Here is a 24,745-nt window from a genome sequence, read left to right on the forward strand (position 1 = left end):
GAAGGACATAAGCTCTGTCCTCTCTGGACGTTACAGGTGGAACATCTTGCCGACAGGTTGGCAGTCGGAAACTGCAGGAGCGACCACCTTCAGGCCTCCTGCAATGACGCCGTTGATCATCGGACAGATGAAAAGCTTGTTCTTGTGGGCAAGCTCGGCGCGATGGGCAATGCTGTGGGCGGCTGCCTGGAGGAAGACTTCGCTGTTGCGGAACATGTAGACGCCAGCTGAGGCGTTGGTCGAAATGACGATTTTCTCCATCGCCCCGGTGACAAAGCCATCTTCTATTCTGAGGTAGCTGTAACATGCCTTATTCGAGACGAAGACCGGAACCACCGCACCATAGTCCTTCTCTGTCATCAGGGCGTCAGGATCGTCTGGCCCTTCGGTGAAGAAGATGTCTGCAAGGTCGATGATCACCGTCTCGTCCGATGGCACAAGGGCCATCGCGGCAAGGCACGAGAAGAGCGCACCTTCGGTTACGTCCGAGAGAGTGACGCTCCTGGAGCCGGGCCAGGTCTTGCGAAGATAGTCAGCCAGTTCAGCGTATCCCGTCGTCTCCCGGATGACGAAGATATAATCGCTTGGTTCCATCGCCGCCGCCCATGCGCGAGGGCGAAGTGCCGCTTCGATCAGAGGTATGCCGTTGACGTTCACGAGTGGACGCAGCCCGTATTGCTGCGTCCAGAGATCCGGACCCGCGAGCGGAACGATGCATTTCATGCGGACTTCAACAGTCCGAGATAGGAATCGAGATCCGTTGGCGTACCGATTCCGTGCATGGCTGCCGCCTGGATCTCATACACACCGATCCTGCTGCCGCGACGCTGGAGATAGTTATAGACGGGGCAGACGTAGAATTCGTTGTTGGAGCGGTCGTTCGCGGCGATCATGTCGATCGATGCATCTATGAAATCACGGGCACGCCGGAAATAGTAGATGCCGACGGTCGCCAGATCCGAAATCGCAACTTTCTCCTTGACCTCTTCGACATAACCCTTGTCGTTCGTCCGTGCGAAGGACCACTTCGGGTCGCGATCGGCATCGCGGAAGCAGAGGATGGATCCGTCGAGTTCCCGGACGACGGCATCGCTCAGGAAAGCGCTGCAGTCGAAATCAACGATCTGGTCGCAGTTGGCGATCATCAGCGGCCCGTCCGGGTCCAGATGCATTCTTGCTGTCAGCACGGTGCACGCTGCACCCTCGGTGACGAAGTCTATCGGCGAGAATACGAGGTCGCCGCGCCGCAGCAAGCCATCGACGACGGCCGGCTCGGCTGCGAGGTGCTCACGCCGGGCGATAAGAACGAAGCGGCTGTTCTCGACGCGCAGATTGTCCATGACCCGCTCGATCATCGTCGCGCCGTCAACGTCGATGAAGGGCTTCGGTTTGACGTATCCGGCTTGAGAAAAGCGGCTGCCGAGACCCGCCATCGGGATCACGACCTGAACGGTCGGCTGTGCCGGCGAGAGAGGGGCGATCCTTCCCTGATTTTCGGACTGGTAGATTTCGACGCGTTTGGGCGAATAAAACGAGACGTAGCTTTCTGCCTTTATCTCGTACTGGACGATCCTGCCGCCAGACAGGACGACCTCGTTCAAGACCGGAGAGAGGTAGTATTTTCCGCCGATCGGATCGGACTTCAGCAAGCATTCCTGGGCCAGCTTAACGAACTGGCAGCCCTTGCGGAAATAGTAGTATCCCGCAATCGCTTTACGGCTGAGAACACGCTTTTCCGCCGTTTCCACGACCCGTCCCTCCGCGTCCTCACGGATATAGGACCAGCGGGGATGGACGGACGGGAACGTGATGACACCTGCATCCGCATCGGAGTGGAAGAAGGCCCCTGCAACCTCGCCGAGATCGGCGTCGATGATCTGGTCGCCATTGCAGATGACCAGTGGATCGTCGTCATCGATGTGGTCGATGGCCATCAGCGCGGAGCAGACGGCGCCCATGGTCGGATTTCCGAGCTCGACCACCTCGCAGTCATCACCTGCGATGAGCTTCAGGATCGAGTCGAGGCTGTATTCGACCACATCCTGACGCAGGACGGTGAAGACGAAGCGGGCTGAAGGATCGCGCTTGCGGATGCTTCCGACGACCAGAGCGATCATCGGCACGCCGTCGACCTCGATCAGCGGCTTGGGGAAATGGAATTCGTCTTTGGGAAAGAGATCGTCCTTCGACGCAATCGGAATGAGGTATCTCATCAGTGGGCGGCCTCTATTGCGGCGATTTCTTTGCCGATACGGTCGTAATTCACATCATTCACGGAGCCGACGACCATGACGTGCGCGCCGGACGCGCGCGCTGCCTGGATGCCATGCTCGTTATCTTCCAGTATCAGGCACTCATGCGGCTGCAGGTTTAGGCGCTCCATAGCCGTGAGGTAGATCTCCGGGTGAGGCTTGGCCTTGGAGACATCCTGATTGGAAAGGAGAAAATCGAGGTATTTCAGAAGATTGGACTGCTGCATCATCGCTTCGACCGTCGGTCTCACGGAGTTCGAGCAGACCACAAGCCGCTTACCCTCACGCCGCAGGCGGCCAAGCGCATATTCGTGATGAAAGACCGGACGGCATTTTTCCACAATGACGCGGAATGTCATCTGCTGCTTCAGCGTGTTCAGGAAATCGTGCAGTTTGGGCGAGAGGCCGCGTGTGCGGCTCAGCATTTCCAGCTTCTTGCGGGTCGGCAACCCGTCATAGACAGCGAGATGTTCCGTCCGGCTGATGTTCAGACCAAAAACGGCCAGCGCGTCGTTCAGCGTCTCGTAATGCCATTCCTTGGCATCGATAAGAACGCCGTCCATATCGAAAAGTACTGCCTTGATCATGATGTTCCACCATTGGCCGACGAGGCGCTATGTCCAGTATTCCGCAGCCCTGTCGGGCATGTCCGTACAGATGGCGACGTTCTCTCCCGTCAGTCCGCGCCAGAGCGCCCACGCTTGCGCAGGATCGCGCCCGTGCAGTTCGGGTGAGACGAGGGCCACCTTCTTCCCCGCAGCGAGGTGGTCATCGATGATGTCTCGCGTGATCCAGTCGCCGAAGAAGGCGTCGAGCCACACCCCGTCCGCCTTGTCGTAGAAGGAGGGCACCGTCTCGATTTCCGAGTGCCGCGTGTAGGTCTGAAACCCTGCGCGGAGATAACCGAGCGCATCCGGAACAGCCATGTCGAAGCAAAAGAGATCGGTTATCCGCGCACGGTCGAGAGACTTGCGAACCTCTGCCTGAAGACCGTCAGCCTTGATGTTCAGGGCGATGGTTCCGGATCGATCGTAAGCCTTATGCAGGTCGAGGAACGTGTCAAAATGCATCACGGCATCGCCGACCGGCATGTCGTGCGCGATTTTCAGGATGCCGTTCTGGTCGCGAACATCGGTCTCGACACCGAACCCGTGCTCGAAAGCGCGTCGGAACGCCGTCTCCGTGTTCTTCTCGGCCGGATCATGCCACCAGCCACGATGTGCAAGAATTTTCATAGACTCGTTCTTCGATAACATGAAGGATTTCATGTCTTGGGAACGAAGTTTAGAAAGGACAACTTGTACGAGGCTGGATAACCATGACGGCGAGAATGGCGTCATTCCGCGATGCCGGTACAAGACTGCCCTGCCCGCCATATCTTTCCTTCGGCACTACCTCCGACCCATGGACGCAACGGCCGCTGTAGAGTCAGGCATTTCGAAAACCAGGTAAGAGCGCTTGGCATCGAGGTGACGATCAGCATCGAGTGATGCTTGGTCAACGGGCTGCGTGAGCATTTCCAGCAATACGGAAATACTCTAGTGCTGCGCCGGCAGACCGATGAAAAGTACCTCGACGGCGGAAGACAGGGTCTTTGAGGGATTGGCAGCGCAGTAGGCTCGGACATGCCGCAGGATCGAGGCTTCGGATACGGCGGCGATGTCGCGTTGCCCCGATGTCTCGCCCGTGACGTCCGTATTGGACCCGCTGATGAAGCCTGAACTCCATGCGGTGACGATGCGGTCGAAATGGGCGTCGCCCAGCATTTCGATGGTGGACGCGCAGGAACTGGCGCCGACCCCGACATCCCTTGGCGCATGCGCGGCATATGTCCCCATCGCATAGCTCACGCCCATGAACGTCGCGAGGATTCCGGCGGTTGTCTTGAGCCGGAGCCTCGGCAGGCGGCGCCGCAGAGGCTGTTTCTGATCATGGAATGTGTTTGTCATATCGGTATCTCCGACGCCGATATGAACCTTTCGAGATGAACCGAGACTGAATCCGCCGGATCAGAATGCCTCCAGCGTGCATACCCGTCGAGGACCGCCGAAAGGTTGATAGGTGTTGTCTGCGGCGCGATAGGAGGCATAGCGCGCGCGGCATCGAGCAGCATTGCTGCCGCTGTCGCCCGAGACCTGCGAGGCGAGACGCTCTTGCTCGCCTCCATCGAGGCTGGCATCCGCAAAGAGATCGGACATGGGCGAGATGCAGTCTTTCCGTTGTCCTCGGTACGAAATGTAGGAATTGTCGGTGGACCGGTAGGAGCGGTAACGGCTCTTGCACCAGTCCTCGTGCTCCTGCCTGCCGGCCGTATCGTCGCGTGTGACTTCACTGACTGCGGCTGCGGGCGACCCGCCGAGAGTGAGAGAGATGCGCGTTGCTGGTGTAGCTGTCGCGTCCGAACGTTCGGACGTCGGGGCCCCGGCGACCCGCTGCGGCTCGCCCGCCCCCGCCACGCGAACCCGCCGCACGTCGGCGGGCCACAGGTCTGGACTATCCAGGTTGGACAGATGTTGTTGCGGCGCGGGCCTGGAGACGAGGGCGAAGGCGCTGAGGAAGCCCGAACAGAAAACGATCAGGGCCACGAACACACAGGCTGGAAGGACGGTCGTTGCTCTCATGGCAAGGCTCCTGGCTTGGCGCGATGATCTGCCGCATCCTTGTGGATCGGATTGAAGAAAGAAGGGCGGCAGTTCCTGCACTCGATAGTCAGCCGGGCAACGGCTGTTCTTCCTCTCGGTTCCGGGTCAGGGACTTCAGTCCGGATCCGATCAGACCTTTGTCGCGGTAACGCTTTCTTTGGTTGGATGCCGGGCCGATGAAGGGAACCTTGCCAAGCCCCGGGCTTTAGACGAATAGCCCTCATAATGGGGTATCGCGGTTTCGGCTGGTCCGATGGGAGCCGCTTGACGTACGATGTCATGAGACCGTGACGCGCCGGGATCCGGATTGAGATGATGAACCGAAAGCTGTTTCTCTTGGGAATGCTGGGTTGCCTTCTGGCCATCGCGCCCGTTCGCCCTGCCCTCGATGCAAACTTTCTCCTTGCTCACGATGCAGCGCTCGCCAAAAACGGCAATGGTGGCGGGAATGGGGGCGGCAACGGTGGTGGGAATGGCGGCGGCAATGGCAACGGGAACGGCGGCGGCAATTCCGGAAACAATGGCAACGGAAATGGTAACGGCGGCGGTCGAGGCAATGACGGTTCCAAGGGAAGCGGCAATGCCGGTGCCTCTCCCGACACGCCCGCCACATCGAAGCCGGATGTTGGCGCAACGGATGCCCAGGCGTTGAGCGTCAGGCATCGGAACGGCTTCAAAGAGCAACTGACGGGCGGCCGATATGTGATGCGGGACGCGCAAGGCCGTGTCGTCGTCGATCGCCGCGCCACGAGAGCCGACCGCGAGCGGCTGAAGCGGCTGACGATCCGCTAGAGCACGTCCATCCTGTACCATCCCGCGCCGACGGACGACCCCTCGTGATAGTGCGTTTTCGACGACGGCACCGTCACCGCTGCGTCGCCGCATCCCGCATGGCAAGAGCGGCCTCGGTGCGGTTCTTGACATTCAGTTTTACGAAAATCCGCGTCATGTGGTGCTTGATCGTCTTTTCGTGAAGGTTGAGGTCGCGCGCGACCATCTTGTTGCTGAGGCCGGATGCGACAAGCTTCAGCACGTCCTGTTCACGCGCGGTCAGGCTTGCCAAGGCGTTTTCGTCGGCGGGCTTGGCGTGGGCTTCCGTCATGTCGGCCACCAGCTTGAACGACAAAGCCGGCGCGATGTAGCTTTCTCCGGAATGAACCGTGCGGATGATATCGGCAAGGGTTCGCGAACCCACGCCCTTGAGCACATAGCCCTTGGCGCCGCGCTGGATGGCGGTCTTCAGGTCATCGGCGCTTTCCGACACCGTCAGCATGATGAGCAGGCGCTTCGGACAGTCCTCGAGGATCGGCTCGATGGCCTCCAGCCCGCCACCGGGCAAGGAGATATCGAGCAGCATGACATCCGGAGCACACTCGCGTGACAGTCTCACGGCATCGGCGCTGCTGCTCCCCTCGCCCACGATCCGAAAGCCGCCGATTTCATTCAGGCTTCGCGTCACGCCCTCGCGAAACAGGGGATGATCGTCCACCACGACAATGCTGATCGTCTCCGTCATGTCTGTTCTCCCTCCTCCAGCCCGAGGCGCATCGTGACCACGGTGCCTCGCGGCGTGGCGTTTATATTGAACTGTCCGCCAAGGCTTTCAATCCGCTCCCGCAAGCCCGCAAGACCGAGGCTCTTCGGCTGCACCGATGCCACCTCGAAGCCCGGCCCCGTATCGGCGGTCTCCACTATTACCGTGTTGCCCGTCACGGTCAGGCGCACGCTTTGTCCTTCCGCTTTCGCATGCCGATAGCCGTTGTTCAGCGTTTCCTGCACGAAGCGATAGACGCAGATGCGCATGGCCGTCGGCAGAGCCGGGATATCGCCGGGTGTTTCCTGCACCAGGGCCACCCGCGCGCCCGTGCGCTGGCGGTAGGCGCGAACGGCCCGCTCCACCACCTCTCCAACGCCCAGCGCCTCGATGTCGGGCAGAACGAGACCCGTGCAGATGCTGCGGATCTCGCGCATGGCCTCGTCGAGGCTGTCCTTGATCGCCGTGATCTCCTGCTCGCGGCGCTCGCGCGAAACGGAGGGGTCGAGCAGAACCTCGCTGTCGATCCGCAGTCCGGCGAAAGCCACCAGCTGTGCCGGCCCGTCATGCAGGTCCGCTCCCACGCGCCGCAGGAAATTCTCGTTGAGCGCCGCCGTGCGCTGCGAGGCGCGTTGCACCCGCGCACTCAGCGCCTTGTTCTGCGTCAGGAGGGATGAGAGCTCCGAAATCCGCTCGGCAAGCGCCAGGCGCTGCCGCTCGATCGTCCGGTTGCCGCGAAAGACAATGAGGGAGAGGACACTGAAAAAGAGCAGCGTCACCAGAATGACGGCCGCCCAGGTGGCAAGGCGCGCCTTGCGAATGTCGTTCTCGAACTCGTTGGAGACCTCGTAGAATTCAAGGACCGCAACGATCTCGCCCGACCAGGGCTGGAGCACGGGATTGTAGATCTCCAGCAGCCGCTTGCCCGTCGCCTTTTCCGTCACGCTCTCCTCGTCGTCCGCATGGTCGAAATGCGCGACGATTTCCCCGGAGAATGCTCGCTGCAGGTCGCCGTTCGGCTCGAACCGTTTGCCCATCAGCGTCTTGTCGTTGGAATAGAGAACCGTGCCGTCTTTCCGCCAGAGGCGGAACGATATCAGCCGCTGGCCAAGCGCCCCCTGGCTCAGCGTTTCATCCAGAGCCCGCTCGACGGTCTCGTCCAGCGCGAGCGCGGTCTTCAGATCCGGCAGGATGGGCGCGATGATGCTATCCACATAAAGCGCCGTTGCCGCGGCGGAATTACGCGTCACCGTGGCCTCGATCAGGTTGGTCACGAAAGCACCCACGAGCGCGATGGCAACAAGGGCCACCGCTCCGCCCGCAATGAAGAACTGCCGCGCGAGCGACTGCGCGTTCCACCGGTCCGTCATCTTCTGTATCGGCAGCCGCATCGGTCCTCAGCATCCGCTGGCATCTTCACTGTGCGGTAACATGGAATGCGGCGGCGGAAGGGCAAGCGCAAGCCGATCTTGCGGGCAAAGTGACCCGGAAACAGCCGTTGGGACCTAAGTCGGACATGCGGGGCAAAGGTCTGAGGTCCGGAACGGGTTTCCGCAAACCGGGTTGAGGGGGCATCGCAACGAAGTTCAGAAAGGATGGATCCCCATGAAAAATCTTCTTCTCGTCACAACGGTTCTCGTCGGCTTCGCCGGCGCTGCGCATGCGCAGAATGGCACGGTGACCGGTGCCGCAGGCGGGGCTGTCACAGGTGCTGTCGTCGGCGGTCCGGTCGGCGCGGTCGTTGGTGGTGCCGTCGGCGCCATCGCCGGCACGGCCATCGATCCGCCGCCGGCACGCGTGGTGCAGTATGTCGAGCAGCAGCCGATGCCAGCCGAGCGAATTCGCGTCGAGCAGGACATCGTCGTCGGCAAGCCGCTTCCCCGCGAGGTCGTCCTCACCCCGGTTGCCGATGATCCGACCTATGCCTACGCCGTCGTCAACGAACGTCGCGTCATCGTCGATCCCAAGACCTACACGGTCGTGCAGGTCATTCAGTAAGCGGGCATGAAAGCCTCGATCACACGACGCTGTTGAACCCCTTGCGAGCGTTGTGATCTGCGGTCGGTCGTCCAATGCGACGGCCGACCGCGGAAGGCTCTGAAGAAGAACAAACGGAAAGTCGATGTGCCATGGCCAAGGACGAGAGAAAAGACCCGTTTCGGGAAATCGAGAAGTTCCATCTCCTCCACGAGGCGCAGCTTCTGGCGCTGGTCGCCACCTTCGAGCAGACGGGCACGTTGAAGAGCGATCACTACAAGGCGAATGTGCTTGCACTCTCGGAAGCGATGAAGGGCACGCCGAATTACGGTGTCGCGGATGCACTCGTCGCCTTTTCGGGCCAGCTCGGTTCCGAAAAAGGCGCTGCCGGAAAGTAAGCCAGCCCCGCTGCCTGCGGCTCAGGCTGCGTGCGGCCGGGGCATTCCCTCCCGGTTCAGGATCTCCTCCATCTCGCTGCGCGAGCACGGCTTGTGGAAGAGGAAACCTTGCAGCTGGTCGCAGCCCACCGTTTTCAGGATATCGTGCTGGATGACATCCTCGACGCCCTCCGCCGTGATGGTCAGTCCCATCGCCGCACCGAGGCTGACGATCGAGCGGATCATCCGATCCGAGTCGGGCTTTGTGGAAAGGGCACTGACGAAGGAGCGATCGATCTTGAGCTTGTGGAAGTTCAGGCGGGAAAGGTAGCCGATGCTGGCATAGCCGCTGCCGAAATCATCCAGTGCGAACCGGAAGCCCGCCTCCCGCAGGATCTCGACCTGCACCAGAAACGCCGCAATGTCGTTCGTCATGGCCGTTTCAGTGATTTCGAACTCGATCTTCCCGGCGATAGCCCCCATATCGCGCGCAAGCGCAAGCACCGTTTCGGCGAAATCCGGTTTGGAAAACTGCAGGACGGAAAGGTTGATCGAGGTGATGACGTCGGGCCACGCCCGGGCATCCTCGAAGGCGCGCCGGAGAACCCAGTCGCCAAGCTCGCCCATAAGGCCGTTCTTCTCGGCGATCGCGACGAAGATTTCGGGCGAGATGACGCCATGGACGTCGTGGTCCCAGCGCAACAGCGCCTCGACACCCGTTACCCGCTTCCCGTCGATGCACATCAGCGGCTGGTAGTTGAGGTAGAGCCGGTTCTCGTCGATGGCCTCTTTCAGGTCTTGGGCCAGCATCTGGTCGCGAAGAAAGATCTGGTCGAGGTACGGATCGAACGCCCGCGCGATTCCGCGCCCGGCGTCTTTCGCGACGTAGAGCGCGACATCCGCCTGCCGCATGTATTCCTGAAGGTCGGCATCGTCGCCACCACCGGAATAGCCGATGGAGAAGCTCACCGGCAGGTGGTGCGGGCCTGTGACGAAGGGTCCATCCGCCGTTGCGAGAATACGGGCAAGAACGGTATCGAGCTTTGCCGTTTCGCAGACGATGGCGAACTCGTCTCCGCCGAGGCGGGCGACGAAACCGTCGTCCATGACGGCCGTCGATAGCCGCCCGGCGACCTCGCGGATCAGCTGGTCGCCGATGCCGTGGCCATGCGTGTCATTGACCAGCTTGAAGCGGTCGAGATCCAGATAGAGAAGCGAAACACCGGCATTGTTCGCACGCGCCTGCCGGGCGGCCCTGTCGAACTGCTCTTCAAGGCCTGTCCGGTTGAGGAGGTCCGTCAGGGGGTCCCGTCGAGCGGCCTGATGCGCGGAGGCTTCGCTGACGCGCAAGGCCTCGTTCAGCGCCTCCAGCGCCTCGACCTGCGCGGCAAGTTCGCTGGCGATGCGGCTGTCGCTGGTCCAGCGGTTGACGAGCGTTGTCGCCATCTGGCGAACCTCGTCCGCATCGAATGGTTTGACCAGATAGAACAGCCGGTCCACCGTTCCCACCTTGCCGGCGATCTCGGTCGGCCGATGGTCCGAATATCCGGTAACGATGACGATATTGATGATCGGCTCGATGGTTCGGATCTGCCTGGCGGCCTCCACGCCATCGATGCCGGGGGGCATGCGGACGTCGAGAAACACAACGCCGAAGGGCTGCCCCGATGCCTTTGCGGCGCGGACGGCCTCCACAGCCTCCTCGCCCTGCCGACAGGTGACGATCTCGTCGATGACGGCGGCCTCGGTTGCAGGTCCGTCGCCGAAGAGATCGGCGGACAGGGCGTCGTAATCGCTGTTCGCGTCATCGGCCGTATCCGCAACAAGGTCGGCAAAGATCCGGTGGTAGGCATCCAGAATGCCCGCCTCGTCATCGCAGATCAGGATACGGCGTTTCTCATATGTCGGTAGGGTCATGCCGCATCTCGTCTCGAAAGGGCAGCGGGAAGGATGATCTTGAACGTGGCGCCGCGCTGCGGCCCGTCACTTTCAACGGACAGGCGACCGCCCATGGCATTCACGGCATTTGCGCACCAGTGCAGCCCGACGCCGCGTTTTCCGCCGCTTTTGGTCGTGAAGCCCTTTTCAAACAGGCGGACACGGTTTGCGCTGTCGATGCCGACACCGTCATCGCGCACGGTAAGCTCCACACTGGCGTTGCCGTCAGCGTCAGCCATCCGCCGCGTCGTTATGTGCACATGGCCCGCCCCCGCGCCCGAGGCATCGATCGCCTCGGCAGCGTTGACGATCAGATTGCCGAGCACCTGTTCCAGCGGAACCCGGTGGCCAAGAACCGTGAAGCTTCGAAGCTCGCTCACGTCGACGACAATTCCGTTGCGGCGTTCGATGAGCGGCAGTGCGTTGCGCAGCGATGCCGCGATATCCACCTCGTCCAGCACGCGGTCGCGCTGGGCGGAGCGGTCCTGCTCCTTGAGAATATCATCGACATGCCGGAGCATGGAGACGAGCGAGCCCACCTCCTCCAGTCGTGCGCGATCCTCCTCCATCAGCCGGGCGGACGACAAGGCGACGAACTGCTGGAGCTTCGCCGCGCGGTCAGGCGCGAGACCGGGTTCGTTCAGCTGGTCCAGAGCCTTGGTCAGGTTCTGCTTCCACGGCGCGGCATTCGTTTTCGCGAGCTCCCAGGCGACGACCGAAATGGGGCTCAGCGCGTTGCGCACGTTGTGGAGGAGGCCCGCGGCCTCGTCCGCGGCGCCGTGATCGTAGTCCTGCCGCCGTAGCCTGTCGCGAAGCTCATCGAGCTGCCCGGCCATCTGGTTGAAGGAGACCACGGTTTCGCTCAACTCGTCGCGCTTTCCGTCCTCCGGCATCGCATCGAGATGACCCGTGGCCGCAACCGAGAGGAGGTGGGAGCGAAGCGTCTCGATACGGCGAATGACGATGTGGCGCAGGATGACGCCAAGCGCGAGAAGCAGGATCGTGGCGCCGGCCAGCAACAGGAGCAGCGTCGTCTGGATGGTCTTTTCGCCAAGGGCCGTGATGTCGCGCATCGTGTGCGATCGGATCATCGCGAGAGCTCGTCCATCCGGACCGATTAGCGGATCGACCCTGTCGACCGTTGCCCCACTCTGCGCCAGCGGGCGGCTGGGAAAAGTGGAGGTTGAAAGAAGCTCGAAATCGACACGGGTCGCGGACCGGATCGCGTCCATGTCGAGAAGCCTGCCGAGGATCAGCGTACCCACCTGCCCGCCGGACCTGTCGGAGCGCAGGATGGGCGAAATACCGATGACGGCCAGCCCCTCCGGGGTGTTCAGCAGTGACGAGCGGATGTCGATGTCCGTCGAGCGCGACAGAAACGGGCTGCCGGCGGGCACCCTGTCGGTGGAAAGCAGCTTGAGGGGCCGCGGCTCGTCCGCGTCGAAAGCAAAGCCGGTATCGTGCACCACGCGCCCTTCCCCGTCGAGCGCGACGAAGTAGTTGACGCCAAGCGTTTTCAGGGATTCGGCGGTGATGTTCTTCTCTTCATAGTCAGGCGCGAGGCCCTTCATGAAATCGTGGGTATCGTCCCAGATGGCATAATCACCGGCACTGCTGGCGACCTGATCCTTCTGCAGCTGAATGGCCTCCAGAACGCGGCTCTGGTTTCGCTCGGCAGCCTGTTCCTCCAGAGCGGAGAAACTGGGCAGCACGGCAAGCCGCAGCGTGGCGAAGTTGAGAATGGCGGATACGGCGACGACACCGAGAAGCGCAACATTCAATTTGGTTACAAGACGCATGAAAGATCCCCTGCGGGAAGGCATACACCGTCTTTGTAAAGTCGCGGTTGCAAAGGGTGGTTAATGTGTTTTCCCGGGCATCGACCTTCTCTCATGGCGCTCACTATGTTTGCCGAAACTATCGGACCTCCGCAGATAGAGGAGGGGTTGAGGACGGTTCGTCGGCTTCCGACTTAAGTCCTAGGTGACGGACCCTATCCATGGACTGAAGTCCCGGTCAGGAACCAACATGGTCGGCTGAGCCTTTCTGTTGCGAACCACAACACAAGGACCAGAACCATGAAAACCGCCCTTCTCATTCCTTTCGCCGTGATGTCGCTCGGCTTCGGCACGGCCGCCTATGCTGACGGTAGCGGCACCGTAACCGGTCTTGCAGGCGGCGCGGCAACGGGTGCCGTTGTTGGCGGCCCTGTCGGCGCCGTCGTCGGTGGCGCCGTCGGCGCGATTGCCGGCACCGCGATCGACCCGCCGCCGGAGCGCGTCGTCACCTATGTTCGCGAGCAGCCCATGCCGACGCAGCGCGTCGTCGTCGAAGAGCCCATCGTGGTCGGCAAGCGCGTGCCGCAGACGGTCGTGCTCACGCCGATCCCGGAAGATCCGACCTATTCCTATGCCATCGTCGACCAGCAGCGCCTGATCGTCGATCCGCAGACCGGTCAGGTCGTCCAGATCGTTCAGTAAGCGAATTCTTGAGTTCAACGAAGAGGCTCCTCGCAAGAGGGGCCTTTTTCGTGTCAGGCCTTCAACGCGTCCACGACGATCCTGAAGGCGGAGGAGTTTTGCCGGCGGCTGGGATAATAGAGGTAGTAGCCAGGAAACGAGGCGCACCAGTCGTCAAGAACCTGAATGAGGCGCCCAGCCTCGATGTCGGCGGTGACGAGGCTTTCCGGAACATAGGCGATACCATAGCCGGCGACCGCCGCATCGATCATCGCATAGGACGTGTTGAACGTCAGCTGTCCCTCCACACGAACCCGAACCTCACGACCATCCTTCTCGAACTCCCAGGCGTAAAGGCCTCCGGCGCGGGCCTGCCGGTGATTGATGCAGACATGAGCGACGAGATCCTGCGGTGTCGTGGGTATCGGGCGTGTCGCCAGATAATCCGGCGCTGCGACCGCAACCAGTCGCCAGTCCGGGCCGATGCGAACCGCGATCATGTCCTTGTCCAGACTCTCGCCCAGCCGCACACCGGCATCGAATTTCTCTTCCACAATATTGCGGAAACCGTTGTCGCTGTTGAGTTCGACCTTGATGTCGGGATATTCGCGCAGCAACGGGCGAAGCTTCGGCCAGACGATGCTCTCCTGCGCATAGTCGGACAAGGTGATGCGGACCGAGCCGGTCGGTTTGTCGCGGATCTCCATCAGTTCGTCGATCTCGGTTTCGAGTTCCTCGAGACGTGGCGCGAGCGACCGGATCAGGCGCTCGCCCGCCTCCGTCGGAGCAACGCTGCGCGTGGTGCGGGTAAGCAGGCGCAGGCCCATGCGCGCCTCCAGCTTCTTGATCGTGTGACTGATGGTCGACTGCGACGTGCCGAGCTTCGCGGCGGCCTTGGTGAAACTCCGCTCCTCCGCAACGGCGAGAAACCAGAGCATGTCGTTTAGATCTTCGCGTTTCATTGCTGGCTCGCCATCTCCGATTGATGTCCATCATCGATAAGTCCATGCGGATTGCAACGGCTAATTCCCGAACTGCATCCGGTCTATCTTGCCCGCATGACACATCATGCACTTACCCAGGATATTGCAGACATCGACCGTGGTGCGCCGGGAACACGCGGCACGGCGACACCGGGCGTGCCCAAGGCCGCATGGGGGGCCGTTTTCTCCATGGCGCTCTGCGTTTCCGTCCTCATCGCTTCCGAATTCATGCCGGTCAGCCTTCTCTCTCCCATTGCTAACGAGCTGGGCGTGACGGAAGGCCGCGCCGGACAGGCGATCTCGATCTCCGGCGTCTTCGCCGTCATCACCAGCCTCTTCGTGGCCGGCCTGACGCGCAAGGTGGACAGGCGGCTGGTGCTGGCGTCGTTTTCCCTGATGCTGGTGATCTCGGGAACGATCGTGACGTTCTCGCCGAACTATCTGGTTCTCATGATCGGGCGTGCTCTGCTGGGTGTCGCGATCGGCGGCTTCTGGTCCATGTCGACAGCAATCGTGATGCGTCTTGTCCCGGAAGATGCCGTTCCCAAGGGGCTGGCGATGCTGAATGCTGGGAATGCAATAGCCGCGACGATTTCGGCGCCGCTCGGAAGCCTGCTCGGTAGCGCTATCGGCTGGCGCGGCGCCTTCTTCGCCGTGGTTCCCGTCGCGCTCCTAGCCCTCGTCTGGCAATGGGTCAGCCTCCCCTCACTGCCGCCGCGCCACATCGAAGCCGGAGCCACGGCCGAAAACACCTCGGGCGGGACGTCGCCCAACGCTTTCCGGCTTCTCCTTCGGCCGCATGTGGCGATCGGCATGGCATCGATCCTGTTTCTCTTCATGGGGCAGTTCGCGCTTTTCACCTATCTCCGGCCTTTCCTGGAAACGGTGACAGCGGTGTCGATCTCGACCTTGTCGCTTCTTCTCTTTCTCATGGGGTTGGCGGGCGTTGTTGGCACTTACCTCATCGGTCACCTGCTGAACGACCGGCTGTTTCCCGTTCTGGTCACGATCCCGCTGGTGATGGCGGTGATTGCGCTGGGGCTGATCGCCTTCGGCTCGTCCACGGCCCTGACGGCCATTCTCCTCATCGGCTGGGGCATGTTCGGCACGGCGGCCCCGGTCGCTTGGGGTACGTGGCTCAGCCGGACCATGCCGGATGATGCCGAAGCCGGCGGCGGGTTGCAGGTGGCGACCATTCAGCTTGCCATCACGCTCGGCGCGTCCACAGGCGGCATGTTCTTCGATGCCACCGGCTGGTGGATGACCTTCCTGTTTGCAGCGGTGCTTCTCGCCGGCTCCTCCCTCCTCACCGCGGCAGCGCTGCGCCCGCGATGCCGCTGACAGAAAGCGGCACCGTTCTCTTCCCCGCTACACCCGAACAAGGACCACCGAAATGACCCATGAAACCCAGCTCGACAAACTGAAGACGACGACGAGCGGCCTTGAGCGCCGCTACATTCTGAAAATGGCCGGCGCGGGCGTCGCCGCGCTCGGGGCAAGCTCCTTTTTCGACGCAGTGTCCGCACGGGCTCAGGACATGTCCAACGGTGCTTCCAATTTCTACACCAGCGATCGGGTGACCGTGCAGAAGGTCACGTTCAAGACCCAGTACCAGACGTCTGTCGCCGGCAACCTGTTCGTGCCAGACAACATGGACCGGGCGGTCAAAAACCCGGCGATCATCGTGGGTCATCCCATGGGTGCGGTGAAAGAGCAGAGTGCCAACCTCTACGCCACCAGGATGGCAGAGCAAGGTTTCGTTGCCATGTCGATCGACCTGCCCTTCTGGGGTGAGAGCGAGGGGCAGCCACGGAATTTGGTGTCACCGGAGGCTTACGCGGAAGCATTCAGCGCCGGCGTCGATTTCCTCGGGTCGCAGGCGTTTGTGGATCGCAGGAACATCGGCGCGATCGGTGTCTGCGGCAGCGGCAGTTTTGTCATCAGCGCTGCCAAGATCGACCCGCGCATCAAGGCGATTGCCACCGTCAGCATGTACGACATGGGCGCTGCATTCCGCGATGCGCTGAACAAGTCCCAGACGGTCGAGCAGCGCAAGGCGTTCATCTCCACGGCCGCCGAGCAGCGCTGGGCGGAGGCAGACGGTGCAAATCCGCAGTATATCGGCGGCACCACCCTGGAACTGACAGCAGATACCGACCCGATCCAGCGCGAATTCTATGACTTCTACCGCACCCCGCGCGGCGCGTTCACGCCGGCGGGCGTCACCCGGGAGACGACGACGAAGCCGAGTCTCAGCAGCAGCGTCAAGTTCATGAACTTCTACCCGTTCAACGATATCGAGACGATCTCGCCACGCCCGATGCTGTTCATCTCCGGTGATCAGGCGCATTCGAAGGAGTTCAGCCAGGACGCCTACAACAGAGCCTCGGAACCGAAGGAACTCGTCTGGATCAAGGGAGCGGGCCATGTCGATCTCTACGATCGGGTGGATCTCATTCCCTTCGAGAAGCTGAAGGGCTTTTTCGACCAGCATCTTGCTTGAACCCGGATCCGGGCTGGCACCGAGAGGCCGAACATGAATGACATCGCAGGCGCAGCCCTGATTTCCGCTATGTTTTCGCTTGTCACGGGAGAAACAGCCTTGGCGCAGGATCGCATCCGCATCTCCTCCAAATGGGGTGACGTGACCGCACATCTCGGCGATAACCCTGCTTCTCAGGCACTTTCAGCCATGTTGCCGCTGACGATCGAGATGAACGACCATCTGCGTCAGGAGAAAACCGGCCATCTGCCGAAATCTCTGCCTGCTGCGCCGCGCCAGCGCGCGTTCTCCGCCGGCACGCTCGGCCTGTGGAGCAGTGGTGACATCGTTATCTATTATCGGGATGGGCGCGTACCATCGCCTGGCATCGTTATCCTCGGGCAGGTCGACGGAGACGTCTCGATCTTCGACCGTCCCGGCAAGGTCAAGATCACGGTGGACAAGGCACGCTGATGGCGCGCGCTCTTCCGTCATATTCATCTCCAGGAAGGGCAGCTTGTGCTGCCCTTCTTCAGGTTCGCGGCGAGGCCGCCCGGGCTCAGACCTCTTCCTGGATTTACACCGCTGCTGCGCTAACCCGGCGTCAGCCTTTCAACGAACGCAGGAAGTTGACAAGCTCCACCTGACGACGGGAGGCGGATGTCACCTCCTCGTCAACGCCAATCTGCCATGCAAGGTCCTGCCGGTCAGGATTTCGGTCGAGGCCTTCCAGCATGCGGGCATAGGCTTCCACAGCCTCTTTATTCTCGGCAAGCCCCTGTTCCAGCACGTCCTTCGACTGACGGCGAATGGAGGCGGCGATCTCGGAAAGATCGAGTTCCGGGTGATACTGCACGCCCCAGAAAACGCCGTTTCCCGATCGGATTTCCGCGGCTTCGGTCGGCGTTGCCTTGGATTGCGCCAGCCGGATGGCGCCCGGCGGGAGGTGATCGACCACGCTCGAATGCATGGCGGGTGCCGCCCAGACCTGCGGCCGGCCGTGAAAGAGCGGATGATCCCTCCCCTCGGCGGTCGGTACGATGTCGCGCGCAAATCCGACCTGCATGCCGGCCTCGCGTGGCTTGCAGCGCCCGCCGGCGGCGACGGCTGCGATCTGCAGCCCGGCACAGGAGCCGAACGCCGGAGTTCCCGCCGCAAACACGCGTGTCATGAAGGCCGCAGCCGAGCGCGTCTCCTCCGTCTGCTTGTGCATCTGAATGGGTGAACCGGCAAAGAGGACCCCATCGATGTTTGAGAAATCAGGGGACGTGTCGTCGCCTTCGACGCAGCAGATCGTCCCGATCAAGGCATCCGGATCAATCTTTCGAAGCGTCGTTGCATAGGTTTCGTAGGAGGCGGCGCCACTGGCTTTGCGGCGCTCGTTTTTCTCGTCGGCAGTTTCGCTGTCGACCACAAGGAGGCGAAGAGGCAAGAGATATCCGATCGGGTCATGAAGATGCACCCGGTAACGCACTGCCGCGATGATGGTTCGACTGAACCCCGCGGTGGCTGGCTTAAGCGCGTCCGCTCGGGCAAGCAACGTCATCTCACGTTGTTTCATGCTTACCCTTGCGCCGGCCTCCCGCCCGGCCTGAAAAGGTTGCTTCCGTCTTACGCGGATTGTACCCCTGTGGAACGCGCAATCGAAACCGTGACGAAGAGCCACCGGGATAAGGGAGACGACATGGCATCAAAAGACCGTGTTACGGCCGGCCTCAGCCGCGTGCTCGACAGGCTATCGGCCGCATCTACGGGCAGGGAAGACGGTGAGGATATGAAGCAGGCGGTGGTCAGGATCATCGTCTCCGGTATCGCCTTCGTCAGCGTCGTGCCGGGCACGCTTGCCGGCTACTGGCAGGATTTGCCGCATGGGATCCTCCTGCTTTTCGTCACCTACCTGCCGTTTTCCTGCGTCGTCTGGTGGTGGATGAGGACGCATCCGGGCGAGCAGCCCTGGCGGCGGACGATCGCCATCGTCTGCGACATTCCTTCCCTCACCTATACGCTCGCCAATGGCGGCGCGGGCATGATGCCGCTTTTCGCGCTTCTCCTGTGGGTCACCGTCGGCAACGGTTTACGCTTCGGGCCGCGCATCCTCATCGCCTCCACAGCGATGGCGCTGGTTTCGATCGCGGTTGCGGCCCTGTTCAACGATTACATGCGGCAGAACCCGTATATCGTGGTCACGCTGATTGCGACGGCGGTTCTGGTGCCGGCCTATATTTTCGTGCTGATGAAGCGCGTGCAGCGTGCCTATATCGCGGCGCAGGAGGCCAACCTGTCGAAATCCCGGTTTCTAGCGCAGGCAAGCCATGATCTTCGCCAGCCGGTCCACGCCATCAGCCTCTTCACCGCCTGTCTTCGCGATGCCGATCTCCGGCAGAGCGAGCTGGGCATGGTCGACAATATCGACCGCTCGCTCCAGAGCATTTCGCGCCTGTTCAAGTCGCTGCTCGACGTGTCCACGCTCGACAGCGGCAAGGTCGTGCCGCGCTACGAGGCGGTCGCGATTGCCGATATCCTCGACGACGTGTTGCAGCAGAACACCGACATGGCGCAGGCGAATGACTGCAAGCTTGGCGTCAGCAACTGCAAGAGCGTGGTGATCACGGATCGCACTCTCATCACGACGATGCTGCAGAACATCGTTAGCAACGCGATCAAATATGCGCCGGGCCGCGCGATCATGATCGGCTGCCGGCGTGAAAGCGGAATGCTTTCGGTTCAGGTCTACGATCAGGGCCCCGGGATCTCGCCGGAACATCAGCAACGCGTTTTCGAGGAATTCTACCAGATACGTGCGCGCGGCGACCGCGATATCGAGGGCGTCGGCCTCGGCCTGTCGATCGTCAAGCGGCTGGCCCAGCTGATGGACTTGAGGGTCAGGCTGCGTTCGACGCCGGGGCGCGGAACCTGCGTGACGCTCGCCGGGCTGCCAATCTCCTCGCGCAATGCCACGGCCCCGCGCCGCGCGCCCCGCGCCGCGGATACCGCTTCCGGGATCGACGGCTTGCGGATCCTGCTGGTCGAGGATGACGATGCCGTGCTGCGCGCGACGGCAAGTCTTCTGCAAAAATGGGGCTGTGAGGTTCAGGCCGAAACCGGTGTTCCCGCCGTGGTCACGTCCTGCGATCTCGTCATTGCCGATTTCGACCTTGGCGAAGGCACGACCGGGAGCGACTGTATCGAAACCGTGCGCCGGATGCTCGGACGCTCCGTGCCGGCAGTCGTCATGAGCGGACACGACCCCGGCCGGGTGCGCGACGAACTTGACGACGACGACATTCCCATCCTGTCGAAGCCGGTGCGCCCTGCCGAACTTCGCTCCGTCATCATGGCCGCAGCCATGGAAGCCGCCGGCCGAACGAGGGAGCAAGCCGCGATCCCGCAGAGCGATAGCCGATAGGCGCCTTACCGGTTATTGCGGGCGCGTCGTCAGCAACCCTTCGGCCGCCGCCTTGGCCACGGCAGCCGCCCGCGAAGCGACGCCGAGTGCGCGGAAGAGCGCCGACACGTGAATGCGCACCGTGAACGGAGATATGCCGAGTTCGATGCCGATTTCCTTGTTGCTCTTGCCCTCGGCAATCAGCATCAGAACCTCCGACTGGCGGTCTGTCAGTGTCGCCTGCCTTGCATCCGCCTCGCCTCCCGTGCCGCCCCTTCTTTTGTCAGGCAGCAACAGCACCAGATCGCCATTGCGAACGGCCTCGATCGCCCCCAACATGGCATCCGGCGAGACGGCCTTGTTGATGAAGCCGTTGATACCGCAGGCCATGGCAGCATCGACCGTTGCCAGTTCGTCCGTCATGGAGATGATGACGATGGACGATTGCCGGAATTCCTGACGCAGCGCCGGAAGCGTGTCCATGATGCTGCTGCGCGAGAAGAACAGGTCGAGCAGGAACATGGAGGGCGGCTTGGCTTGGCGCCTTGCGATGGCAAGAGCATTCTCCAGCGTATCGCTTCCGACCACGGTTGCAAGAGGCAGCCTTCGCCCGATGAGAGCGCTCAATCCGTCGCGAAACACAGGATGGTCATCGACCACGATGATGGTTTCTGTCGTCAAAACTGGGTCTCCCGGGTCTTGCAACCGAACACTTAACAGCCCGCACCCACAAAAGACATGTCCGTTTTCAAGACCGATGCGCGCGGGAGAGTTTGTCCGGATCGTGTTGAAACAACGAGATAGTGCCTTTGCACACTTGTCCTGGCCGACCTCCTGTAGCGACTGAGGGTGTTACTTCGGGCTCGCCAACGCGATGGTGCGCTGGAGGGCGGCGTCGAAGCCCTTGAGCGAAATGGAAAACGGCACCTCGGCCTCGGGATCGCTCGCCTGCGCCTTGACGATCAGCTTCGTGCCGGAACGAAGGGACTGCGTGATGGCGTCGGTAAAGAGCAGCGACACGACGCATCCGACCGGCAAGCAGGTGCGGAACGGCGCCGGCTTTCCGGCCGGCAGGTCATCGACGGCAAAGGTCGCACCCTTTTGCAGGGCGAGACCGAAGGGAAGGATGAGATTGCCGCGGAGACGGCCGTCTTCGGCCGGGCGCAGTTCCATCAGCAGGACGCGCTGGCCGTTGCCATTCGCCTGGGTCTGGGACAGCGAGCATTCCCGCGCGCCCGCGCCAGGCTTGCCCTTGGCCGCCTCACTGGCCTTATCCGCTGCTGCACCCTGCGTGGCGCAGCGCACGGTCCAGTCATCATAGCTTTCCGTCAGCGCGGAGGGCTGTGCGGGTGCCGGCGTCTGGGTCTGGGTCTGGGCCTGGGCCGAAACGCCCGTCACGGCGGCGCATGCCAGCGCCGCCGTGAGAGACAGATGAGGGAGACGCCGCATCAGAAGCGCACGCGCAGCTTCGCATCGACGCCGTTGGCCATGCCGTCATCGCCGAACTCGCCATTGTAGGAGACGCCGAGCGTGGTCGTCTGCGAGAGGTTCACATCCAGTCCGACCTGCACGATGAAGGCATCCTGCGACACCGGCGCACCCCTTACGGCGTAGCTGTCGCTGCCGGCAAAGGCGAGACGCGAGGCTGGATCGGTATCGCCGAAGGCATGCCGCCAGCCGAGCGTACCGCTGGCAACCGTGGGAAGACCACCGAGCGTGAGGTCCGACGAGGCACGCAGACCAAGCGTCGTGAACGTCGTGTTGGTCGTGTCGCCCTCCCCGCGGAGTGCTGCGGAACCGCCCTTTTCGCGGAAGCCGTCCGTGTCCAGATTGACGTGCGCCACATTCACGAAGGGCTCGAAGGCTGCGAATTCCGTCTGGATCTCGTAGCCGAGTTCCCCATAGACCTGGAAGGAGCCGGCATCATAGTCGGCCTTCAGATCCTGCGAGACGCCGGGGAAATCCACCGACCGCTTGGTGGAGATCTGGTGGTTGGTGTAGGAGAGGCCCGAACGCAGGGACAGCGCGCCCAGCTGTGTGCCGCCGTAGAGGCCGATGGTGTAGTTGTCGCTATCGGCAGAGGACGAACGGCTGTCGACGTCGATGCTGGTGCGGCTGTAGCCGAGGAAGACGCCAAGCCGCGAGACCGGCCCGACCAACGTGTCGATACCCGTGACGAGACCACCGGTCGAGACATCTGCTTCCGCCACACCGTTGCCGGCGTCGATATTGCTCCAGGAACCGAACGCCTGGCCCCAGACAGACCATGCGGGATCCACGACCTTCGGCGTGACGGCCGACATGGGATCGTCCGTCCAGCGGCCATTGTCCCAATAGTTGTTGACGGGCACGGGCTTGGCCGCAACGTCGCCCGAAGCCGCACGTAGCCGGTCGTTCGTCGCATCCCGCGTCTGGCTGGCGCCGGTGATCAGGCCGGATTTGACCGAGCCATGCGCCTCGCCCGACAGCCTGTCGAAGGCGCCCCGTGCCTCGTCCGCACTCAGAAGCAGGAGGCTGTTGTAGAGCGCGAGCGATTCCCCGCTCTGCTCGAGCGTGTTCAGCGACCGTGCCACGGCAACCTGGTTGCGCGTATCGGCAACACTGTCGAACAAGCCGGTTTCCGGCGGCTCTGGATTCGTCGGTGGTGTCGGCGGTGGCTCCGGGTTGGTGGGAGGCGTCGGCGGGGGCTCCGGGTTGGTGGGAGGCGTCGGCGGCGGCTCCGGGTTGGTGGGAGGCGTCGGAGGTTCCGGGTTCGTCGGGGGCGGTGTGGTGGGAGGCTCGGGGTTAGGCTGCCCGTTACCCGGATCCTTGACGGAGATCCGCAGGTCCACATCCTTTGCAGTCTGGTCGAGCGCAACGTCGAGGAAGGCGGATTTCGAGACGACCTGCGCGAATGTGCCGGTGATGCCGCCCTGTGCCGTCAGGATCTTATAGGTCTGGCCCGTCTGGTAGCTGGTCGCCGCGTCCAGCGCGGTCACCTGAACCGAGCTGTCCTTGCCGATCGTCGCGCGGCCGAGGCCATCGACAGCAATGGGTTTGCCGGCTGCATCGTAGCCGGCATTCTGCTTGACGGTTTCCACCGAGATGCGGTCGCTCGCGCCGTTGCCGGCGACATCGACGTCGTAGATCGCACCCTCAGCGAGATCGAGATCTCCGCGCACGGTGATGGTGCCCAGCGGATTGCCCGTGTCGCCGGGCGAGATGGTGGCGCCGCGATCGATAAAGGTGCTGCCGATCGTGCCGAAGCCGGCGAGCTTTCCATAGGCTCCCGTCACATTGCGCTGGCCGTTCAGCGTATCGCCCCAGACATCGACGGCGCTCGTATAGGTCTCGCTGCCGAGGAAGTTCGTGACGACCTGACCCGTCTGGCCGCCGATGACCAGCGTACCGTTCTTCACGTCGAAATTCGTTCGGTTGGGGGAAACGGTATCGTCGTCGGCCAGCGCCGTGCCGAGGTCGCCCTTCAGCACAAGCCGGCTGTTTCCGTCCACGATGACGCCACCGGCATAGCTATCGAGGGAGGCGAAGCCCGTCAGGTCGCCGGAGAGGATCGTCTCGCCGGACAGGCTGACGATCGACCCGTCGCCGACGATCTTGTTGGAGAAGTCATAGCCCGTATTCGTGTGGTTGAAGACGAGACGACCGGAGCCGGAGGTGCCGAAATTCACCACCGTTCCCGCGCTGACCGTGCCGGCAGCTTGCGTGTCGAGCGCGCGCGGAAGGCCCTGAAGGGCATCCGTGTCGATCTGCCCGCCAATGACGAGATAGCCGTCACTGCCGATATTGATCCCGTTCGCGGCATTCAGGTTACCGCCATTGGCAACGACGACATGGCTGTCTGTCTCCACGCTTATCGCATTCGTTGCCGTGAAGGAGGAACCGGCGCCCGTGACCGTCAGATTGCCGACATCGTCGAGATCCGCGATCGATGTGCTCATCGCGCCGCCATTCTCGATCGTCAGATTGCCGCTGAGGTCGAGCCGGCCCGAATTGATCCAGCTGGAGCCCGCGCCCGTGACGATCGCGCCGCCCTCGGCCGTCGTCGTCGTGAATTGTCCGATCGAGGCCTGGTTCGTCAGGATCGCACCGCCCTGCTCGACCTTGACGAGGCTCGGCGTCGTGAGCATACCCTGCATGCCGAGATAATTCGCCGAGACGACGGATCCCGCGCCGGTGACCAGCAGTTTGCCCTGCGCGCCCTGTCCCTCGCCGACATAGATGTTTTTGGCATCCACCTTGCCGCCGCCTTCGACGATCAGCGTGCCGTCGCCGCCGGTGATGCACATGACGGAATAGCCGTTGCAGCCGCCGCCGATGCTCAGGCTGTTGCCGAGCACATAAGGCGTGCGTACCACATTCAGTTCGGAGCCGGGCCCGGAGACCGTGACGGTTGCCTGCGATCCGCCGAGGCCCGCGATGATGCCGCGATTGGCGATCAGCACGTTCGCACCGCTGTTGATGGTCAGCGTGGTGCCCTTGTTCTCAAGCCCGATGATCATGTCATCGGCAAAGCTCTGGTCGGTGCTCCAGACCACATTGCCGCTGTCCTGGATGTAATCCTTGTCGTCCAGTGCGAGCGCCGGGCCGGCCAGAAGCGAGGCGGAGACCGGCAGCAGCAGGAGGGAACGGCGGGTGACGGTCAATGCCGTCGAACTGCGCAAGCCACGATTCCGGTTTCGCAATTGCTCTTGTCGTCCCATGCTTTCCATCTCCACT

23 protein-coding genes are annotated in these 24,745 nt (G+C 62.2%); 8 read left to right on the top strand and 15 right to left on the bottom strand.

The genetic code is table 11. From position 1 onward, the window contains the following. Nucleotides 1-30 precede the first annotated feature (30 nt). The 6 genes from BSG19_RS15120 to BSG19_RS15145 all read right to left on the bottom strand — a co-directional run bounded on the left by BSG19_RS15120 (nucleotide 31) and on the right by BSG19_RS15145 (nucleotide 4,873). Nucleotides 31-723: a glycosyltransferase family protein gene (locus BSG19_RS15120; protein WP_092988837.1), complete on the bottom strand. Its 693-nt coding sequence runs from the start codon at nucleotides 721-723 to the stop codon at nucleotides 31-33. Continuing rightward, nucleotides 720-2,213 (bottom strand): glycosyltransferase family 2 protein, encoded by a 1,494-nt coding sequence (locus BSG19_RS15125; protein WP_092988838.1) that lies wholly within the window; start codon nucleotides 2,211-2,213, stop codon nucleotides 720-722. The genes BSG19_RS15120 and BSG19_RS15125 overlap by 4 nt, the downstream gene beginning before the upstream one ends. Then, on the bottom strand, nucleotides 2,213-2,839 hold the full coding sequence (locus BSG19_RS15130; RefSeq protein ID WP_092988839.1) for an HAD family hydrolase: 627 nt from the start codon (nucleotides 2,837-2,839) through the stop codon (nucleotides 2,213-2,215). Before BSG19_RS15130 ends, BSG19_RS15125 begins: the two co-directional genes overlap by 1 nt. Nucleotides 2,840-2,866: 27 nt before the next feature. After that, the gene (locus BSG19_RS15135; RefSeq protein WP_244529266.1) at nucleotides 2,867-3,487 is read right to left on the bottom strand and encodes a PI-PLC domain-containing protein; all 621 of its coding nucleotides are present in this window, start codon (nucleotides 3,485-3,487) and stop codon (nucleotides 2,867-2,869) included. 303 nt (nucleotides 3,488-3,790) lie between these two features. Continuing rightward, nucleotides 3,791-4,201, bottom strand: a complete 411-nt coding sequence (locus BSG19_RS15140; protein WP_092988841.1) for a hypothetical protein — start codon at nucleotides 4,199-4,201, stop codon at nucleotides 3,791-3,793. A 60-nt stretch (nucleotides 4,202-4,261) separates the two neighbouring features. Beyond that, nucleotides 4,262-4,873 (bottom strand): BA14K family protein, encoded by a 612-nt coding sequence (locus BSG19_RS15145; RefSeq protein WP_092989103.1) that lies wholly within the window; start codon nucleotides 4,871-4,873, stop codon nucleotides 4,262-4,264. Nucleotides 4,874-5,206: 333 nt separating this feature from the next. On the opposite strand from BSG19_RS15145, the gene BSG19_RS15150 reads away from it, so the two are divergent. Further along, nucleotides 5,207-5,686: a hypothetical protein gene (locus BSG19_RS15150; RefSeq protein WP_092988842.1), complete on the top strand. Its 480-nt coding sequence runs from the start codon at nucleotides 5,207-5,209 to the stop codon at nucleotides 5,684-5,686. A gap of 73 nt (nucleotides 5,687-5,759) precedes the next feature. On the opposite strand, the gene BSG19_RS15155 is transcribed toward BSG19_RS15150, so the two are convergent. Further along, on the bottom strand, nucleotides 5,760-6,410 hold the full coding sequence (locus tag BSG19_RS15155; protein WP_092988843.1) for a LuxR C-terminal-related transcriptional regulator: 651 nt from the start codon (nucleotides 6,408-6,410) through the stop codon (nucleotides 5,760-5,762). After that, entirely contained in the window at nucleotides 6,407-7,819 is a 1,413-nt protein-coding gene (locus tag BSG19_RS15160; RefSeq protein ID WP_170865989.1) for a sensor histidine kinase, read from the bottom strand. The genes BSG19_RS15155 and BSG19_RS15160 overlap by 4 nt, the downstream gene beginning before the upstream one ends. A gap of 214 nt (nucleotides 7,820-8,033) precedes the next feature. Between BSG19_RS15160 and BSG19_RS15165 the strand changes: the two genes are divergently transcribed. Both BSG19_RS15165 and BSG19_RS15170 read left to right on the top strand, forming a co-directional pair. Continuing rightward, nucleotides 8,034-8,426 carry a DUF1236 domain-containing protein gene (locus BSG19_RS15165; RefSeq protein ID WP_092988844.1) on the top strand — a complete coding sequence of 131 codons (393 nt, stop codon included), beginning with the start codon at nucleotides 8,034-8,036 and terminating at the stop codon, nucleotides 8,424-8,426. A 131-nt stretch (nucleotides 8,427-8,557) separates the two neighbouring features. Beyond that, nucleotides 8,558-8,803, top strand: coding sequence for a hypothetical protein (locus BSG19_RS15170; RefSeq protein WP_092988845.1), 246 nt, complete (start codon nucleotides 8,558-8,560; stop codon nucleotides 8,801-8,803). A gap of 21 nt (nucleotides 8,804-8,824) precedes the next feature. Here BSG19_RS15170 and BSG19_RS15175 read toward each other — a convergent pair whose 3' ends face one another. Further along, nucleotides 8,825-10,699 (bottom strand): putative bifunctional diguanylate cyclase/phosphodiesterase, encoded by a 1,875-nt coding sequence (locus BSG19_RS15175; protein WP_092988846.1) that lies wholly within the window; start codon nucleotides 10,697-10,699, stop codon nucleotides 8,825-8,827. Continuing rightward, complete coding sequence (locus tag BSG19_RS15180; protein ID WP_170865990.1) at nucleotides 10,696-12,519, bottom strand: CHASE4 domain-containing protein; 1,824 nt, start codon at nucleotides 12,517-12,519, stop codon at nucleotides 10,696-10,698. Before BSG19_RS15180 ends, BSG19_RS15175 begins: the two co-directional genes overlap by 4 nt. A gap of 279 nt (nucleotides 12,520-12,798) precedes the next feature. On the opposite strand from BSG19_RS15180, the gene BSG19_RS15185 reads away from it, so the two are divergent. Continuing rightward, nucleotides 12,799-13,200 (top strand): DUF1236 domain-containing protein, encoded by a 402-nt coding sequence (locus BSG19_RS15185; protein WP_092988848.1) that lies wholly within the window; start codon nucleotides 12,799-12,801, stop codon nucleotides 13,198-13,200. 53 nt (nucleotides 13,201-13,253) lie between these two features. On the opposite strand, the gene BSG19_RS15190 is transcribed toward BSG19_RS15185, so the two are convergent. Next, the gene (locus BSG19_RS15190) at nucleotides 13,254-14,141 is read right to left on the bottom strand and encodes a LysR family transcriptional regulator (RefSeq protein WP_092988849.1); all 888 of its coding nucleotides are present in this window, start codon (nucleotides 14,139-14,141) and stop codon (nucleotides 13,254-13,256) included. Nucleotides 14,142-14,237: 96 nt separating this feature from the next. Between BSG19_RS15190 and BSG19_RS15195 the strand changes: the two genes are divergently transcribed. The 3 genes from BSG19_RS15195 to BSG19_RS15205 are packed head-to-tail and all read left to right on the top strand — an operon-like array spanning nucleotide 14,238 to nucleotide 17,118. Next, nucleotides 14,238-15,503, top strand: a complete 1,266-nt coding sequence (locus BSG19_RS15195) for an MFS transporter (protein WP_244529267.1) — start codon at nucleotides 14,238-14,240, stop codon at nucleotides 15,501-15,503. Nucleotides 15,504-15,555: 52 nt separating this feature from the next. After that, a complete protein-coding gene (locus BSG19_RS15200; RefSeq protein ID WP_092988850.1) occupies nucleotides 15,556-16,665 on the top strand; it encodes an alpha/beta hydrolase in 1,110 nt (369 codons plus the stop codon). A gap of 33 nt (nucleotides 16,666-16,698) precedes the next feature. Further along, nucleotides 16,699-17,118, top strand: coding sequence for a cyclophilin-like fold protein (locus BSG19_RS15205; protein WP_170865991.1), 420 nt, complete (start codon nucleotides 16,699-16,701; stop codon nucleotides 17,116-17,118). A 130-nt stretch (nucleotides 17,119-17,248) separates the two neighbouring features. Here the strand turns inward: BSG19_RS15205 and BSG19_RS15210 are convergent, their stop codons facing one another. Next, nucleotides 17,249-18,076, bottom strand: a complete 828-nt coding sequence (locus BSG19_RS15210; protein WP_170865992.1) for a type 1 glutamine amidotransferase — start codon at nucleotides 18,074-18,076, stop codon at nucleotides 17,249-17,251. 252 nt (nucleotides 18,077-18,328) lie between these two features. On the opposite strand from BSG19_RS15210, the gene BSG19_RS15215 reads away from it, so the two are divergent. Further along, nucleotides 18,329-20,050, top strand: a complete 1,722-nt coding sequence (locus BSG19_RS15215; protein WP_092988852.1) for an ATP-binding response regulator — start codon at nucleotides 18,329-18,331, stop codon at nucleotides 20,048-20,050. Between the two features lie 12 nt (nucleotides 20,051-20,062). Here BSG19_RS15215 and BSG19_RS15220 read toward each other — a convergent pair whose 3' ends face one another. From BSG19_RS15220 to BSG19_RS15230, 3 genes are all read right to left on the bottom strand, one after another. Continuing rightward, entirely contained in the window at nucleotides 20,063-20,710 is a 648-nt protein-coding gene (locus BSG19_RS15220; protein ID WP_092988853.1) for a LuxR C-terminal-related transcriptional regulator, read from the bottom strand. Between the two features lie 171 nt (nucleotides 20,711-20,881). Then, nucleotides 20,882-21,478 (bottom strand): invasion associated locus B family protein, encoded by a 597-nt coding sequence (locus BSG19_RS15225; RefSeq protein WP_092988854.1) that lies wholly within the window; start codon nucleotides 21,476-21,478, stop codon nucleotides 20,882-20,884. Further along, a complete protein-coding gene (locus BSG19_RS15230; protein ID WP_170865993.1) occupies nucleotides 21,478-24,729 on the bottom strand; it encodes an autotransporter outer membrane beta-barrel domain-containing protein in 3,252 nt (1,083 codons plus the stop codon). Before BSG19_RS15230 ends, BSG19_RS15225 begins: the two co-directional genes overlap by 1 nt. Nucleotides 24,730-24,745 lie beyond the last annotated feature (16 nt).

The sequence above is a fragment of the Rhizobium sp. NFR03 genome, assembly GCF_900111275.1.
Taxonomy (GTDB): Bacteria; Pseudomonadota; Alphaproteobacteria; order Rhizobiales; family Rhizobiaceae; genus Ferranicluibacter.